Genomic DNA, 16,810 nt, shown 5'->3' with positions numbered 1-16,810 from the left:
AAAGATCATATTGCTACACAAAAGATATTGATAAATAATTTCGATTTTTTAGAGAAACTTAACTCAAATTGAGAGCCTTGTTAAAATCCTGCTCTAAAATCCCCGGGCAGAAATTACTTCCAGATGAATGGGTTCTCCAATATCTTCTTCCAATTGTTTTTTGATGTCTCTCATTTCATCTCCACTTAGGTTTTCTGGTCCTACCAGGGTAAGAGAGACCCGCAAGGGATCTCCAAACCTAACTTTCACGTCTCTAATCACTAATTCGTTTACAGTAGAACCTTCTAATTCCCGCGTAATACTGGCTTCTTTTTTAATTCGGTTAAAAGAAAGGGAAAGAGGAACCATTACCATACCAATTAAAATTAGGGTATAAACCAAACCGAGTTTTGCTCGTTTAAAAGGTGCAAAACCAAGAATAAGAAAGGTTATCCCGGCAAACATAATAATCCCCGCAAGGTTAGTTAGATATAATAAAAAAGCTCCTGAAAATACCTGCCAGTCCCACCAACCAATTCCAATTCCCGACACCGCCAATGGTGGGACCAGGGCAACTGCAATAGCTACTCCCGCGAGACTTTTTGCAATTCCTTCTTTTGCGTGTGCATATGCTGCCGCAACCCCAGAGGCTACTGCAATTCCCATATCTAAGAGGGTAGGAGATAGACGCGCATCAATTTCAGAAGTAATTAATTTTATTGGAATAATGAGCGTAACACCCGAAGAGAATAAAAGCGAAACCCCTGTTCCAATTAGAATGGTGATAATTCCTCTCTTCAGCATATTGGTATCATAACGAACCATCCCCATCGCAAAAGAAACGATAGGTGAAATAATAGGGGCCAGAATCATTGCTCCAATAATAACGGGAGAAGAATTAGCGAAAAGTCCAAAAGTGGCGATAAGTGTTGAAAGGATCATCATTACCACATAAATAGAGGTGGTTTTTGAGTTTTCCCGCAATACTTTAAACAGTTCCTGGAATTCCTCGGTGGTGGCGCGAGGAAAAATTGGTAGGGTACGTTTGGTTAACTCTTCACGTTTTTCGCCCGTAGGTAGCGTATCGGTCTTATTGCTCTTTTTGAGGTTTGCCTCATCTTTTTCTGTACAATATTTACTGGCTTGTGCCAGGCACAAAGATTCGGGTTCTACCCTAAGTAATATTTCTTTGGCTTTTTCTTTTTCTCCATCTATAGTAAATTCTACTTCAGAAGAATTTTTAATGTGCAGTTTGGCAATTTTTATTCTTCCAATAAAAGAAGGCGTTCTGTCTAGTTGCTTACCGCCAGGAAGTAAACTGCGCAATAAAAACCAGATTAATTGCAATAAATTAGTTGGCGAAATAATAAGTGTAGTAAACATTCCATCGTTCAAAGAACTTTCGGAAACCAGTCTTCTGGCTACAACCGAGCTTAAGGCATGTTCCACTACAATTATTCCCAGTGCCGAAGTATGAATTATTTTTTCATCTTCTGAACTTATTACATAGGAGTTATGTGAAAGAGAAGATAGATGTCTTATGTTTTTGAAAAATGTATAAACTTCCCTTACAAAATTGTTGTTTTGATGATCTTCAGTGAAAATAAAAACATTTCCAATATTCACCGACTGGAAGATGGGAATATCGTTACAGTAGAGCATATCCAGGTTATGCGCTTCTTCATTTTCCAGAATTTCTTTTATAACTTCCTTAGGATCGTTGGCAATGCCTAAACCTTTGGTGGTATATGTATTTTCTGGGTGAGGGAGAATTCCAACTTTATGGTTTTGCTTCGCGGCTTTTGGTAAAAATTCCCTTAGAAATTCATCGCTTAAATAAGTAACTATTATATCGTCTTTTCCTGCTTCAAATTCGGTTTCAGGGTAATCTATGGTTTGTTTTTCGGTATTTTCTAATAACGGAAAAATATCATTTTCCACAGTTTCCCTATCATCAGGATGATGTAAAATATACAGCATAGTTTTCTATTGCGATTGCAAGCGCCAAGATAAGGCTTTTTGAAATCGGCACTAAAAGTTTAACCTGAGTTTTTGAGTTCTCCCCTAAGAATAATATAAGCTTACTCTTCCTCTTTTAAATATTTATCTAAAAATTGTCTTATTTGCCTGTAACCTTCAATTTCATTTTCCTTTTTTATAAATCCATGACCTTCATCTTCAAAAACAACATATTCTACCGGTACATTATTTTCTTTTAGAGCTGCAACAATTTCATCTGATTGAACCTGAAGCACTCGAGGGTCGTTGGCGCCCTGTAAAACCATAACGGGATTTTTAACCTGTTCAGCGTGAAAAAGCGGTGATTTATTATAAAGCGCTACCGAATCTTTTACAGGATCTCCCATTTCTTCGTAAAGCGCTTCGCGGAATGCTTCCCAGTAAGGCGGGATAGATTTTAAGGTACGCAACCAGTTAGTTACCCCAAATATATTTACACCTGCTTCAAACTCATCTGGAGTAAAAGTCATGGCCGCCATCGTCATATAACCACCATAGCTGCCTCCAAGAATTCCTATTTTTTCTGAATCTATATATTTCTGTTCCTGCAGCCATTTTTTACCCCAAATACAGTCTTTTAGATCTTCCTCTCCGTGTTTTTTATCGTCCATTTTAAAGAAAGTCTTTCCATAACCGCTACTACCGCGGTTATTTACAGCTAAAATGGCATAACCCTGATTCACCAAATACTGGATTAAAGCTGAATAACCTACCCGGGATTGACCTCCGGGCCCGCCGTGAACCCATACCAGGGCGGGAACTTTATTATCTTTTGTAGCTTGATGAGGTTTGTAATAAATAGCGGGAATTTCCAGTCCGTCAAAAGATTCGTAGCGTACAACTTCAGCTGAAACCAGATCTTCGGGGTTTATTTCAGGGTTTAAAGTATTGGTTAATTTCTTTAATTCTCCCGATGAAAAATTATAAACATATAGATTATTAGGAGCTTTTGCTGTGCCAATGGTAAGCCGCATTAGTTCTTCACTATCAGAAATATTTACTGCTACAATATCTTCATTTTCCATATCGGGAAGATCAACTTCCTCACCGGTTTTGGTGTTTTCAATAATTAAGCTGTTTTTCCCGTCTTCATTAATACCTATTACCCTGTATTTATCATTTTCACTAAGATAACTATACATTACGTCCCAGTTGGTCTCAAACAAATTGCTGCTTTTATTAGTTTCAAGATTATATGCTATTAAACTTTTAAATTCCCTACCGGCGTTGGTAATGTAATAGAAATGTTCATCATTTTTATCAAAACCGGAAGCAGAATATTGAGCTGATTCTTCTGAAAGTTCTGTCATTTCTTCGGTTTCTAAATTGTATAGATACAGCTTATTTTCACTGGTGGTAATAGATTTGGTGAGGGCAATTAATTTCCCGTTGTGAGAGATATCTTCAAAAGAGAGATTTTCTTCATTTTTATAAATTAACTCACTTTCCCTGCTCTGCATATCCATTTCTAATAAATCAAAAAACTGGGGATTCCTTTTGTTTGATAGATAATAGAAACCGGTTTTCTCATTGTTCCAGCCGGCAAATTGTGCTTTTTCATTTTCGCCGGGAGTTAGATCGGTAGGAGTTTCATTTGCCTCAAGCAGGTAAATATGGTTAATTTCATTTCCGCCTTTATCTGCCGAGTAAAGGATATTCTCAGAATTTGGAACATAATCTATAGCGAAATAAGAATCTTCTTCAGAAGAAGTTACTTGTTGCATTTCTGCGGAAGAAATATCAATTTCAAACAAATTAAAAATTCCACTTTTGTCAGAACTTACCAGTAGTTTATCTTCATCAGGAGAAAAATAACCTCCGCCTATTCTGGTATTTTCATAAAACTGTTCAATGGTATAATCTTCGGGTTCCTGGTTTTGTTGCGCAAATACGGGGAGGCTAAGAAAAGCCATTAAGTAAACAAAATATTTCATAATTAGAAGTTTTGGTTGGTTATGTGGTTTGATAATCAGTAATTTAAATAAACTAAATTTACGTAATTTTCGCTGAACTGGTTTAGATAGCCTATATTTTGTAAAAAGTGGGGTTTATCACTATTTTAAAGAAAAAAATCTAAGTATGAAAAATAAGAATCTAACTTCAATTATATTATTTGCAGCTACTACAGCTTCAAAAGAGTTTAACTTTAGAAAAGATCACGATACTATTAGGGTAAAAGATCTAAAAACATCCGTAAAATTTTACAAAGATATTTTTGGGTTAGAACAAATAGATAATGGTGGCCTTGGAGACCATATTAAATGGTTTATGCTGGGTAATAATGTACAGCTACATTTGGTGGAAAGCGATACGGAAATAGAAAAAAATAAAGGTTTTCATTCTGCTTTTAATACCCAAAACCTATCGGAATTTATGGAATTTCTTAAGGATAAGAACATTCCTTTTGAAAACGGGAAAGGTAAAAAAAATACAATTACCAACCGCCCGGACGGGGTTAAACAAATTTATTTTCAGGATCCCGATGGGTACTGGATAGAGGTGAACGACAGTAAGGTTTAGCTTTTTACCGCATATTCCTTTTTAAGCAAGCCAAGTTCTTCAATAGTTTTTAAAACACCGTTTTCGTTGTTATCAAAATTGGTTAAATATTTACTTGCTTTAATAATCTCTGGATGCGCGTTTTTCATTGCGTAGCTGTATTTCGCGTTTTGCATCATTTCCAGGTCATTGAGGTAATCTCCAAAAACCAGGGTTTCTTCAGAAGAAATATTTAATTCTTCCTGGATACCGCTAATTGCGTTTCCCTTATTTGCAGTAATAGAAGTGATATCTATAAATACATGGGCGGCAATTGCTACTTTATAATCAGTGGCATATTCTTCTAAATGCGGGTAGGTATTTTCTTCAACCCCATTAAAATTACAAAAAGTTACTTTTAAAAATGTGTCGTCTACCTGAGTGAGATCGTCTACTTTTTTAATCTTTTTATAAAATTTATTGATTTCGTTAAAAAAGCTATCGTCTTTACTTTCTATATACGCCGAATTTTTCCCGCAAAGTACTAAGTGAGTATTAGAAAGTTCCCTGCCTTTTTCTACAAAATCCATCGCGGCTGTTTTGTCTAAAGGGTTTACATACAGATCTTTTCCTTTATGCACTACGTGAGTACCATTTTCGGCAAAAAACATCATTCGGTCTTTAATTCTTTCAAATTTGCTCTCCAGATTGTAAAACTGCCGGCCACTTGCCACAGCGAACATTATTCCTTTATTATTAAGTAATTCTTCTATTTCCCAAAAATCTGGATGTATCTCGTGCTCGTCGTTCAACAAAGTCCCATCCATATCGGTAACAATCAGTTTTATCATAGCGCAAAAATTAAGTTGCAAATATAAAATATTAGAATTGGGTATAAGTTAAGAAAGCATCAAATGTCCTACTATCTAAATAGAATTTCTTGATGTATGTCTTTGATTCCCAAAAAGCTGAAGTGTTATTCGTTATTTTTATTTAAAATAATTATAAATAAGCTTTTGAAAAAGGGATTTCGTTTTTACATTTGCCGCGTATTTAAATCCAATCTAAATAAAAACACTGACTAATGAAGCTTTCAAATAGCCTGATTATGTTCTTTCTTTTAGCTATTCAAATTAGCTTTGCACAAAATAACGGTGCAATTAAAGGAAATGTAGTAAATAATGCAGCAAACCCGCTGTCTAATGTTAATGTTGAAGTTAAAGGTCTTCAAATTGGTGATGAAACCAATAATAGGGGAGAATTTACGTTAAGAAATATTCCGGAAGGAAACTATACATTACAAATTTCTTATGTAGGGTATGAAACCCAGAATTTAAAAGTTAGCGTACAGCCTGGCGCAACTACCAATATTCCTTCTATTGTTTTGTTAGGAAAGGAAGAGCAGTTGGGAACCGTGGTTTTAAGGGGAAATGGAAACGGCAATAAGTTTACCCGAAATACCAGCGTGAGTGTAGCAAAGATGCCACTTAAAAAGATCGAAAATCCGCAGGTTTATAATAATATTACCACTGAGCTTTTACAGGAACAGGTAATTACCAATTTTGACGATGCGATTAAAAACGCTTCAGGCCTTACCAAACTTTGGGAATCTACCGGCCGTGGAAATGATGGTGCAGGGTATTTCTCGCTTAGAGGATTTCCTGTGCAACCAAGTTTAGTAAATGGTTTGCCGGCACTAACTAACGGGAGCCCAGATCCTGCCAATATGGAAAATATTGAAGTAATTAAAGGCCCGTCTGGAACACTTTACGGAAGTAGTCTGGTGTCTTACGGTGGTTTAATTAACATCACAACCAAAAAGCCTTATAATTATTTCGGTGGAAATGTTTCTTACACTTTAGGAAGCTTCGGACTTAACCGTGTAACTGCCGATGTTAATACGCCGCTTGATGAAACCGGTGATGTTGCTTTAAGAGTAAACACTGCTTACCATACCGAAAACAGTTTTCAGGATGCCGGCTTTAATAAATCTTTATTTGTTGCGCCTTCGTTAAGCTATAAAGTAAATGATAAACTTTCATTTTTTATAAATACTGAATTTTACGATTCTGAAAGCACAAATCCTTTAATGTTGTTCGTAGATAGAGGTGCACCGCTCAGAGCTACCAATATAGAAGAATTAGGTTATAACAACGAACTTTCTTACACCAGTAACGATCTTACTGTAGAGAACCCTACTTTTAGCCTGCAGGCGCAAATGAATTATGAACTTTCTGATAGCTGGACTTCACAAACCGCGGTTTCAACAGGATCGGCTAAAGCATTGGGCAATTATTCATATTTATATGAAACTACTCAGTTTAATCAGGGTAGAGAAGAGGTGCCTGGTGAAGCAACAAATTTAGATGAAGGACTTGTGTTTTCCCGCTACATTAGTAATCAAAATTCTACGACCATAAGTAATGATATTCAGCAGAATTTTATCGGAGATTTTGAAATTGCAGGAATGCGTAACCGCACCGTAGTTGGTTTAGATTATTTCAATAGAAAAGTAATTGATAACAATAGCGGATATGTAGGAAATGGCGAGGTTTATATTGGTAATGCCAGCCTTCAGAATGTAAACGAAAGTGTTTACGATATCTACGAGCCTGAAAACTATATCACCAATTACGATAGCGGAATTCTAAGTAAAGAAGGTGTAGCCGGCTTATTAGAAAACGTAAATAGGAATAATAATATCGCTGAAGAAGATATTTATAGCGCCTATATTTCTAACGTTCTTAATTTTACTCCGCAATTGGCTGTAATGACCAGTCTAAGATTAGACCAGTTTGAAACTGAAACCAATAGCCAGACCGCACTATCTCCAAAATTTGGAGTGGTTTATCAACCGGTTCTAGATAAAGTAGCGCTTTTCGCAAATTATATGGATGGTTTTAGCAACGTGGGTCCAAGACAGGTAGATAACCTGGAGACCGGAGAAACAAGAACTATAGTTTTTGATCCTGAAAGAGCAAAACAATTTGAAGTTGGTACCAAATTAAACCTGCTTAAAAATCACCTTTCTGCTACCTTAAGTTATTATGATATCCAGGTTTCTAATATGGTAATGCAAGATGCTGAAAATCCTTTTAATCTTGTTCAGGATGGAGAGCAATATAGCCGCGGATTTGAAGCCAGTCTTACCGCCAGCCCTTTTGAAGGTTTAAATTTAATTGCAGGATTTAGCCATAACGATAGCGAATTAACTGAATCTGATCAAACTGATTTTCTTGGAAGAAGACCGGAATCTGCTGGGCCGGAAACTTTAGCTAACTTCTGGGCAAGCTATCGTTTTGTTCAGGGAAATCTTAAAGGTTTCGGACTTGGTTTTGGCGGAAATTATGCTAGTGAGAATATGATCTTTAACCGTCAAACTGCTGGTATTTTTACTCTTCCTTCTTACACGATTTTAAATGCTTCATTATTCTATAATGTAGATAAATTTGGAATTAATTTGAAGTTGAATAATCTTACCAACGAAGAATATTATACCGGTTGGTCTACAATAAATCCTCAAAGACCAAGAAACTTTGCGGCGAGTTTAACTTATAATTTCTAATTAAATAAATTAATATGGTCACCATCAAAATTGTTTTGAGTTTTGGTGGTGGCCTATTTATATGCAGAAAAAAACAAAAAATAAAGGATTAAAGAAGTGGATTGCAAAACTTCATTTGTGGCTGGGACTGGGTTCCGGTCTTATTGTTTTTATAGTAGCAGTTACCGGATGTATTTTTGTTTTTCATGACGAGATTAAGGACATTACCCGCGATTATCGCAAGGTCGCCTCTCAAGAATCAACATTTGTAGCGCCTTCAAAACTTCAAAATAAAACAAAATCGCTTTTTCCTGAAGCCCAACCGGGAATGGTTGTTTACCAGGGCAGGGACCGTTCAGCTTTTGTTTATTCTGTTATAGATGAGGTGCCGCATCATATTTATTTCAACCCTTATTCTGCCGAATTTCTTCAGAAAGAAAACCTGGAAGACGATTTTTTTCTAATTGTAGAAGATTTACATATGCATCTCTGGCTTCCGGAGAAAATAGGAAAACAGGTAGTAGGAATTTCTACATTAATTTTCGTTTTCATGCTTATTTCTGGAATAGTGCTTTGGTGGCCGAAAAAGCGAAAAAACTTCAAGAAACGTCTTCAAATAAGATGGGATGCCAAATGGCGCCGTGTAAATTACGACTGGCATAGTATAACCGGATTATATATTTCGCTTCTGGCTTTGTTTATAGCCATTATGGGACTTAGCTTTTCTTATGAATGGATGAATCACGGCCTGTACGACCTGGCAAATCTATGGCAGGAAAAACCGGAAGACCGGTTAAATATTCAAATTGAAGATGCTGAATATTCTGAAAACGCCCTGGATATTGCAATAGTTGAAACCTTAAAACAACGGCCTGAAGATGAAATGTTTTTTGTGTGGGAACAGGGTGGAAGCGCACCAATAACAACAGGATCTTATCCTGAAGCCCTGGATTATGATCACCAATCCAACTTTTATTTTCACCCGGAAACCGGTGAATTATTGAAAAATCATGAATATTCGGCTAAAAGTACCGGGATGAAATTGCAGGAAATGACCTTTGGTTTACATACAGGGCAGTATTTTGATCTACCCGGAAAAATAATCGCATTTTTTCTAAGCTTATTTGTAGCCGCCCTTCCCGTTAGCGGATTTATGATTTGGTTTGGTCGTAGGAATAAGAAAAGTAAGCCAAAAGCTTAAAAAAGTATCCAATCAACAATTCCGCCTACAATTGCTATAAAGACAGCCAACCATAACGAGGGGAGAAAACCTTCGGTCTTAAAATCGCTACTAAACTGGTCGGCAATTTCAATGATAATTGCGTAAGCAATAACCCGGGTTATAAATCCTAATCCCAGGAAATAAAAAATCCCGAAAGTAGCTACGTTTAGTAATAAAGTGAGGACCCAACTTAATAAAAAACTCAGCACACCAATAATTAATGCTACAATAATAGCCGTTTTAAAACCGTCTAATTTTACCTTGGGCATTATATTAGCCGCGGCAAGTAAAACCAGGGCATCTATAACAATATGCACTATCCATTGAAGCATGGCTTTCTTTATTTTTTGGTTAGGTTATTTAAAGATAGAAAAAATTAGCCAAAAGATTAAAAGCAATTTTACTCGATAATCGAGATTTTCCTGCTAAATACCCGGAGCTTGACGGTAGTTTACTTAGGATATTTTTCTAAAGTAGTAGGTTGCTGATTGGTAAGAATCTCCCAAATAGCTTTAAAATTAGCCAGTTGTTCGCGGCGTTTAATAGTTTCAGAAGAGGTATATGCAACGGGAGAGGCTTCTAATCCTTTATAGTCGGCATCCAGGTTTTTAGCAATATAAAGACTTCTGGGTAAGTGAAATTTTTGCGTGATTACTATGGCATCTTCGATTTCAAAAACAGATTTTGCCCTGAACATACTATCGTAAGTATCAAAGCCAGAATGATCTAAGATAATATCTTCAGAAGAAACTCCTTTTTTCAATAAATAATTTTTAATGGCATTTACTTCATCATAATCATCGGTTCTATGATCGCCACTCACCAGAAAATTTTCAATCTTATTTAACTTATAAAGTTGGTAAGCAGTTTCTACCCGATCTTCAAGAATTGGAGATAATTTTCCATCAGCATGTACACTAGCGCCAAGAATTATTCCTGTTTTTGCTGAAGGAATCTGGGTGATTTCAGAATAGATTAGGCCAGAAGTTTCTTTTTGTACATAAGCTTCTAATCCAAATATTATAAGGATGCTTATAATAACAAACAGTGCAAAAGCGAGAATTAGTTTTCTAAACAGCTTCATAAGGCGGCGCCAATTATAAAACGAAGATAAAGAATTATAGTTTACTTATTTGTTTAATTTATTGAGGAAACTTTATGCATAAAAAGTGATTGATTACCTTTGAAAGTCTTAAAAGAATACTTGAAACATGAGCAATATAAAAGCTTTACAATGGCGTTATGCCACTAAAAAGTTCGATCCGCAAAAAATTCTCTCTATAGAGAAAATAAACATTCTTAAAGAAGCCTTTAATTTAACTGCTACCTCTTATGGCTTACAACCTTTAAAAATGGTTGTGGTGCGCAATAAAGAATTGCAGGAGCAATTAAAAACTGCTTCCTGGGAGCAACAACAGTTAAACACTGCGTCTCACGTTTTAGTGATTTGTATTGAAAAGAAAGTTGATAAGAATTTTATTGAAAAATACTTTAAAAGGGTAAAACACATACGCGAAACTCCAGATGATATTTTAGATCCTTTTAAAAAATCTTTGGTAAATAGTTTTGAGTCTAAAGCCGAAGAAGAAGTGCACGCCTGGGCACTAAATCAGGCTTACTTAACTTTGGGGACACTGTTAACCGTTTGTGCTACCGAAGAAATTGATGCTTGCCCAATGGAAGGTTTTGAACCCGATAAATATGATGAGCTCTTAAATTTAGGCGAACGCAATTTAAGATCGGTTCTGGTTTTACCGGTAGGTTACCGTGCAGAAGACGATATGTTTTCTGAATTTAAAAAGGTGCGAAGACCTTTAGATGATGTGATTATTGAAGTAAATTAATAATTTACGTACCGGGTAATTTCAAGTCCGTAGCCAATCATCCCAACACGTTTGGTTTGTTGAGAGTTAGAAAGCAACTTGATTTTATGAATTTCCAGATCGTGTAGAATCTGTGCACCAATTCCAAAATCTTTATTATCCATATTAATAGGCGGAGCTTTAACTTCGCCTTTTTTCTGGCGTTCTTTTAGCTCTGCAAGTCGTGGTAATAAATTTAAAGATTGTAGGGCAGGATTTATAAAAACAATTGCACCGCGGCCTTCCTCGTTTATTGCCCTAAACATATTATCCAATTTCTTGTCGGCATCATTGGTTAATGTTCCAAGAATATCGTTATTAATTAGCGTAGAGTTTACCCTAACCAGAATTTCTTCATCGTTTTTCCAGCTACCTTTGGTAAGTGCTAAATGAACCTGATTATTTGTAGTTTGGCGATAAGCCCGTAATCTAAATTTCCCAAAACGGGTATCGAGATCAAAATCTTCTTTCTTTTCAATTAAAGAATCGTGTTGCATTCTGTAAGCAACAAGGGCTTCAATAGAAACAATTTTAAGATCGAATTTCTGGGCAACTTCCATTAATTGAGGGAGCCTGGCCATAGAACCATCTTCATTCATTATTTCTACAATAACTCCTGCAGGTTCAAAACCGGCTAGCCTGGCAAAATCTATAGCAGCTTCGGTATGTCCGGTTCTTCGTAATACGCCACCTTCTTTAGCTTTAAGCGGAAAAATATGCCCGGGACGGTTAAGGTCTATAGGTTTGGTTTCAGGATCTATTAAAGACTGAATGGTTTTAGCCCTGTCTGAAGCTGAAATTCCTGTGGTAACACCCTTACCGCGTAAATCTACCGAGATGGTAAAACCGGTTTCCATAGGATCGGTATTGTTGCTTACCATCATTTCCAGTTTCAGGTTTTTACAACGTTCTTCGGTAATTGGTGCACAAATGAGTCCGCGGCCGTGAGTAGCCATAAAATTGATCATTTCCGGAGTCACTTTTTCTGCGGCGGCAACAAAATCTCCTTCATTTTCCCTGTCTTCATCATCTACCACAATAACAACCTTGCCTTCACGAATATCGTCTATTGCTTCCTGAATGCTGTGAAGTTTAAGCGGAGTATGGGTAGTGGTTTCCTGAGCCATGTTATGTGTTATTTTGGGCTGCAAAGATATTTAATCTATTTTTCTTTTCGGCTTAATAATACCAGCTTTTTTAAGAGCTTTACGTATAGGTTCGGTAATATTATCAAAAGCAAAAAGGCCCTGATCTGTAGTCGCCCTGTAGGTGAGATAAATTCCTAATGGTAACATAATTAAAGTAGAAAGCCAGGTGGCCAAAAACGGACTAACACTACCATCTTCGGCGCTGTTTTTAGCAAATATGCCAATAAAGTGGTAGGTAAGAAAAAGTAGAACAGCAACCACCATAGGTAATCCCATCCCGCCTTTTCTAATTATAGCGCCTAAAGGTGCACCCACAAAAAATAAGATAATACAGGCAGCGGCCAGCACGTATTTTTCGTGTAGGGCTATTTCAAATTTGTTGATTTGTTTAGTAGAATTTTTTAACTCAGATTTTTTAATATTTAAATGAGAAAGTGCGCCATTGATAGACCCAAGGGAAAGATTAACAATTTGAATAGCCTGGTAGGTATCGTACTCTTCCAGAATGGTATTTTCTATTTCTTTTATAGAATCTGAAGGATTAAGATTTACTTCAATTTTATCAAAATCTGTTCGCCGGTACATATTTTCGCTAAGATTTCTTTTCTTTTCGTTATGAGCGGTAGAAAATGAATCTATACTTTGCTTAAGTTCAGAAATATTAAGCATTCCCTGGGTGTTACTGTAACTCTCATCTTCCAGGTCTACATTATTAAAATCTGAAAGATCCAGGTTTATGGTATATTCTTCAAAATAACTCTTTGCAAAAGGTTTATTCCTTCTTTTAGAATAATCTGAAGGTTGAATTTCATCGTAATAATTACCGTCTTTTAAAATGAGAGAAAGTACCTCGGAATCTGTACTGCCCATTAATTCGCCTTCTTTGGCCTTCATTACGGTAAAGTTTCCGCTGCGGGCAGTTTTTTTATGGATAATAACATCGGTTAGATACTGGCCGTTATCGCCGCTTTTATCGTCTACTTTAATATTTATGGTCCCCAAATCGTTAAAAACCCCTTCGGTAATGGCCATTGCGGGTTTTAATTTGGCAATATTTTTCCTAAGGTTTATAGATTTATATTCTGCGGCGGGAATAACATTATTAGCAAAAAAGAATGCAGTAACACTTACTAAAAGAATGAATAAAGTTAAGCTACGCATAGCTCTTTGAAGTGAAATCCCCGAAGATTTCATTGCCGCAAACTCATAATTTTCGGCAAAATTACCAAAAGTCATTATGGAAGTAAGCAGAATAGTAAGCGGTAAAACCAGTGGCACCAGTTTGGGAGAGAAATAGAGAAGGAATTTAAGAATAATTTCAGTATCCAAATCTTTCCCGGCCAGTTCACCTATGTACAGCCAAATGGTTTGGAGTACAAAGATGAACATTAGGATAATAAAAACTGTAAAAAACGTTTTTAGGTAACTGGTGAGTATGTACCGGTCTAATATTTTCAATTTAATCTAATCTATTGATGTAAAAATCTTCGTAACGATCTTCTTCAAAGGTAAAAAGGTTTTGTGCCAGTTCCTGGTCAGTTTTAAAGCTTTTTACGGTAATAGTTATTTTGGTGTTATTATCCTGGGTTTGAATAAGATTATAAATATGCTTGGTTTGACTGTCTATTCCCAACAGGATATTCTTAACCTCGGCATCACTGTCTTTTGGAGTTAATTTTACATACTGAATTTTACGACCATTCAAATTTTGAGCGGCGTCCATTTCATAATTGTAACCTTCTTCATAAAAAGTGAACATTTTTGACGGAGTGATATTATTTTCTTCCTCTTCAACGTAGGTAGAAATATTTATCTCTTCGTCTTCAGGAATAATGGTATAAATTTTCTCTCCATCAAACATTTGGGTAGTTCCCATTAAATTTAGTACATATTTTTCTCCTGCAATACTTACATCCCCACGGGTTTCCTGGTTAACATTCGCTGCATTATTTTGTAGGGTGTATTTAAAATCTATCACCATATTGTCATAGCTTTTAACTTTAGAAGAAACTTCTTTTAAAAGGTTTTCAGCTTTTTGAGAATTCTGGGCGCTTAAGCTCAGGGTGAAAACAGCGAGCGTAATTAAAATTAAATTTTTCATCTTAGTAATTAGGTGTATTATTCTTCGTTTAATAATTGATCTAAAGCTGCAAGATCTGTCACTAAAACCTGTCGGGCTTTACTTCCTTCAAAAGGTCCTACAATGCCGGCTGCTTCTAATTGATCTATAATCCTACCGGCGCGATTGTACCCTAATTTTAGTTTACGTTGCAGCAAAGAAGCAGAGCCTTGTTGAGCCGTAACGATCACCTCGGCAGCTTCTCTAAAGAGTTTATCTCTTTCGCTTACATCTATATCAACACCTGTGCCACTATCGTCAGCTTCGTAGGCAGGAAGTTGGTGCGCTTCGGGATAAGCCTTTTGCGAACCGATAAATTCGGTTATTTTATCCACTTCAGGGGTGTCTACAAAAGCACATTGTAGACGCTTAAGCTCATTACCCTGGGTAAAAAGCATATCTCCACGCCCAATTAGTTGATCTGCGCCCTGGCCATCTAAAATCGTCCTGGAATCTATTTTTGAAGTTACCCTAAAAGCAATCCTTGCCGGGAAGTTTGCTTTTATAATCCCGGTAATTACGTTTACCGATGGTCTTTGAGTTGCAATTATTAAATGAATCCCAATGGCACGGGCCAACTGGGCTAAACGGGCAATTGGGGTTTCTACTTCTTTCCCGGCGGTCATTATTAAATCGGCAAATTCATCTACTACCAATACAATGTATGGAAGGAATTTATGGCCGTTTTCGGGATTTAATTTTCTGGCTTTAAATTTTACGTTGTATTCTTTAATATTACGAACCATCGCGTCTTTAAGCAATTCGTAACGATTATCCATTTCAATACATAAAGAATTCAGGGTATTTATAACCTTAGTATTATCGGTAATAATTGCATCTCCTGAATCTGGGAGTTTTGCCAGATAATGTCTTTCAATTTTATTGAAAAGTGTAAGTTCTACTTTTTTAGGATCTACCAGCACAAATTTTACTTCAGCAGGATGTTTGCTATAGAGTAGAGAAGTTAGAATGGCATTTAATCCAACCGATTTACCCTGACCTGTTGCCCCGGCCATAAGCATATGCGGCATTTTTGCGAGATCTACCACGAAAGTCTCGTTAGAAATAGTTTTGCCCAGGGCCATTGGTAATTCCATTTCAGCATTTTGGAATTTTGGCGAAGCAATTACCGAACGCATAGAAACAATGGTTGCGTTTTTATTAGGAACTTCAATACCAATAGTCCCTTTCCCGGGAATTGGCGCAATAATACGAATACCCAATGCTGAAAGGGAAAGCGCAATATCGTCTTCCAGGTTTTTAATTTTTGAGATTCTAATTCCGGCTTCCGGGACAATTTCGTATAAAGTTACGGTTGGGCCAACCGTAGCCTTAATTTGAGCGATCTCAATTTTGTAATTTTTAAGCGTATCTACAATACGGTTTTTATGCTCTTCCAGCTCTTCCTGGTCTACTGTAATACCACCACCATATTCTTGAAGCAACTCCAGGGTTGGGAATTTATAATTACTTAGTTCTAAAGTGGGGTCAAATTCCCCAAAATCTTTTACAATTTTATTGCTAATTTTATCTTCATCCAACTCTTCTTCCTGGGCTGTTTCTACTTCCATTTCTACCTCTTCAGGTTCAACCGGTTTAGGTTTTGGAGTAGGTGCAGTTTTTTCTTGTGTTGGAGGCGTGGTATCCAGTTTTATTTCTGCTGAAGATTTTTCAGCTGGTTTATCGGTTTTTGGGATTGATTTTTCTTTCCAGTCGGTTTCTTCTTCTGTTGCTGAAATTTCTTCATCATTAGACTTAAATTCTTTATTAAGGCTATCTTTTTTAGATTTCAGAAAGCTTCCTATTAATTCAGGCGTAAGGTTTAATCTTAAAGTTAGGTAAGCTATAAATAAGAACAACATCAATAATATTGTTCCGAAGAAACCTAGGTAATCCTGAAGGAAATCGTTCATTTCAAAGCCAATTCGGCCACCCAGCAGCGGATTTTCTGCAGCGAAAAAACCGAAGAAAATAGCCAGCCAAAGCATTATTAAAATACCCCAAAACCAGGATTCCCTTAGTTTTGTAGATTTTACACCAAGAAAAAGATGAAATCCGCTGTAGCTTACTAAAATTGAAAAGATAAAAGCGGCAACGCCAAATCCTTTGTACATAAAAAAGTCACTAACTGAAGCGCCAAATTTGCTTAACCAGTTTTTGGTTTCTACTTCACGATTTGAGAATTCGCCAAGCGTGCTTTGGTCTACCTGCCAATTGAATAAAAACGAAATAAATGCAACACTTAAAGCGAGGCCAAATAACATTAAGAAACTGCCTAAAACTACCTTTTGTTGCCGGTTAAGTTTAAAGGAAAATTTAGTCGACTTTTTCCCGGTGCTTGTTTTAGTCCTGGTTTTCTTTTTGGCCATAGATGATTTGTAGGATTTTGAGCAAAAATACAAATTAGCCCCGTCTAAAATAAAGAAAATTGCTTTCAGT

Annotated in this window: 13 protein-coding genes; 4 read left to right on the top strand and 9 right to left on the bottom strand. The window is 36.4% G+C overall.

What is annotated here, in order from left to right:
* Nucleotides 1-93 precede the first annotated feature (93 nt).
* Both AO058_RS15155 and AO058_RS15150 read right to left on the bottom strand, forming a co-directional pair.
* Nucleotides 94-1,959: a DUF389 domain-containing protein gene (locus AO058_RS15155; RefSeq protein WP_075327313.1), complete on the bottom strand. Its 1,866-nt coding sequence runs from the start codon at nt 1,957-1,959 to the stop codon at nt 94-96.
* A gap of 101 nt (nt 1,960-2,060) precedes the next feature.
* Complete coding sequence (locus tag AO058_RS15150) at nt 2,061-3,932, bottom strand: S9 family peptidase (RefSeq protein ID WP_075327312.1); 1,872 nt, start codon at nt 3,930-3,932, stop codon at nt 2,061-2,063.
* A 145-nt stretch (nt 3,933-4,077) separates the two neighbouring features.
* Between AO058_RS15150 and AO058_RS15145 the strand changes: the two genes are divergently transcribed.
* Nucleotides 4,078-4,518 (top strand): VOC family protein, encoded by a 441-nt coding sequence (locus tag AO058_RS15145; protein WP_075327311.1) that lies wholly within the window; start codon nt 4,078-4,080, stop codon nt 4,516-4,518.
* On the opposite strand, the gene AO058_RS15140 is transcribed toward AO058_RS15145, so the two are convergent.
* Nucleotides 4,515-5,327, bottom strand: coding sequence for an HAD family hydrolase (locus AO058_RS15140; RefSeq protein ID WP_075327310.1), 813 nt, complete (start codon nt 5,325-5,327; stop codon nt 4,515-4,517). The genes AO058_RS15145 and AO058_RS15140 overlap by 4 nt on opposite strands.
* A gap of 233 nt (nt 5,328-5,560) precedes the next feature.
* Here AO058_RS15140 and AO058_RS15135 point away from each other — a divergent pair, with 233 nt between their 5' ends.
* A complete protein-coding gene (locus tag AO058_RS15135; RefSeq protein WP_075327309.1) occupies nt 5,561-8,041 on the top strand; it encodes a TonB-dependent receptor in 2,481 nt (826 codons plus the stop codon).
* A gap of 61 nt (nt 8,042-8,102) precedes the next feature.
* The gene (locus AO058_RS15130; RefSeq protein WP_075327308.1) at nt 8,103-9,221 is read left to right on the top strand and encodes a PepSY-associated TM helix domain-containing protein; all 1,119 of its coding nucleotides are present in this window, start codon (nt 8,103-8,105) and stop codon (nt 9,219-9,221) included.
* Here AO058_RS15130 and AO058_RS15125 read toward each other — a convergent pair.
* A complete protein-coding gene (locus AO058_RS15125; protein ID WP_075327307.1) occupies nt 9,218-9,574 on the bottom strand; it encodes a phage holin family protein in 357 nt (118 codons plus the stop codon). The genes AO058_RS15130 and AO058_RS15125 overlap by 4 nt on opposite strands.
* Before the next feature lie 119 nt (nt 9,575-9,693).
* The gene (locus AO058_RS15120; RefSeq protein ID WP_075327306.1) at nt 9,694-10,326 is read right to left on the bottom strand and encodes a SanA/YdcF family protein; all 633 of its coding nucleotides are present in this window, start codon (nt 10,324-10,326) and stop codon (nt 9,694-9,696) included.
* A 127-nt stretch (nt 10,327-10,453) separates the two neighbouring features.
* Here AO058_RS15120 and AO058_RS15115 point away from each other — a divergent pair, with 127 nt between their 5' ends.
* Nucleotides 10,454-11,086, top strand: a complete 633-nt coding sequence (locus tag AO058_RS15115; protein WP_075327305.1) for an NAD(P)H-dependent oxidoreductase — start codon at nt 10,454-10,456, stop codon at nt 11,084-11,086.
* Here AO058_RS15115 and ribB read toward each other — a convergent pair.
* The 4 genes from ribB to AO058_RS15095 all read right to left on the bottom strand — a co-directional run bounded on the left by ribB (nt 11,083) and on the right by AO058_RS15095 (nt 16,740).
* Nucleotides 11,083-12,231 (bottom strand): 3,4-dihydroxy-2-butanone-4-phosphate synthase, encoded by a 1,149-nt coding sequence (ribB, locus tag AO058_RS15110; RefSeq protein ID WP_075327304.1) that lies wholly within the window; start codon nt 12,229-12,231, stop codon nt 11,083-11,085. The two genes, AO058_RS15115 and ribB, sit on opposite strands and share 4 nt — an antisense overlap.
* A gap of 30 nt (nt 12,232-12,261) precedes the next feature.
* The gene (locus tag AO058_RS15105) at nt 12,262-13,641 is read right to left on the bottom strand and encodes an LptF/LptG family permease (RefSeq protein WP_232228843.1); all 1,380 of its coding nucleotides are present in this window, start codon (nt 13,639-13,641) and stop codon (nt 12,262-12,264) included.
* A gap of 70 nt (nt 13,642-13,711) precedes the next feature.
* Entirely contained in the window at nt 13,712-14,353 is a 642-nt protein-coding gene (locus AO058_RS15100) for a LolA family protein (RefSeq protein WP_075327302.1), read from the bottom strand.
* A 17-nt stretch (nt 14,354-14,370) separates the two neighbouring features.
* Nucleotides 14,371-16,740, bottom strand: a complete 2,370-nt coding sequence (locus AO058_RS15095) for a DNA translocase FtsK (protein WP_075327301.1) — start codon at nt 16,738-16,740, stop codon at nt 14,371-14,373.
* Nucleotides 16,741-16,810: the final 70 nt, after the last annotated feature.

The sequence above is a fragment of the Salegentibacter sp. T436 genome, assembly GCF_001932675.1.
Lineage (GTDB): Bacteria > Bacteroidota > Bacteroidia > Flavobacteriales > Flavobacteriaceae > Salegentibacter > Salegentibacter agarivorans.
Note: the sequence above shows the minus strand (reverse complement) of the source record. Positions and strands in the feature narration are given on the sequence as shown.

Coding starts and splice junctions, on each gene's coding strand:
- AO058_RS15105 (WP_232228843.1), bottom strand. CDS start 13,641: ATGTTCATCTTTGTACTCCAAACCATTTGGCTGTACATAGGTGAACTG.
- AO058_RS15100 (WP_075327302.1), bottom strand. CDS start 14,353: ATGAAAAATTTAATTTTAATTACGCTCGCTGTTTTCACCCTGAGCTTA.
- AO058_RS15140 (WP_075327310.1), bottom strand. CDS start 5,327: ATGATAAAACTGATTGTTACCGATATGGATGGGACTTTGTTGAACGAC.
- ribB (WP_075327304.1), bottom strand. CDS start 12,231: ATGGCTCAGGAAACCACTACCCATACTCCGCTTAAACTTCACAGCATT.
- AO058_RS15145 (WP_075327311.1), top strand. CDS start 4,078: ATGAAAAATAAGAATCTAACTTCAATTATATTATTTGCAGCTACTACA.
- AO058_RS15095 (WP_075327301.1), bottom strand. CDS start 16,740: ATGGCCAAAAAGAAAACCAGGACTAAAACAAGCACCGGGAAAAAGTCG.
- AO058_RS15125 (WP_075327307.1), bottom strand. CDS start 9,574: ATGCTTCAATGGATAGTGCATATTGTTATAGATGCCCTGGTTTTACTT.
- AO058_RS15130 (WP_075327308.1), top strand. CDS start 8,103: ATGCAGAAAAAAACAAAAAATAAAGGATTAAAGAAGTGGATTGCAAAA.
- AO058_RS15150 (WP_075327312.1), bottom strand. CDS start 3,932: ATGAAATATTTTGTTTACTTAATGGCTTTTCTTAGCCTCCCCGTATTT.
- AO058_RS15135 (WP_075327309.1), top strand. CDS start 5,561: ATGAAGCTTTCAAATAGCCTGATTATGTTCTTTCTTTTAGCTATTCAA.
- AO058_RS15115 (WP_075327305.1), top strand. CDS start 10,454: ATGAGCAATATAAAAGCTTTACAATGGCGTTATGCCACTAAAAAGTTC.
- AO058_RS15155 (WP_075327313.1), bottom strand. CDS start 1,959: ATGCTGTATATTTTACATCATCCTGATGATAGGGAAACTGTGGAAAAT.
- AO058_RS15120 (WP_075327306.1), bottom strand. CDS start 10,326: ATGAAGCTGTTTAGAAAACTAATTCTCGCTTTTGCACTGTTTGTTATT.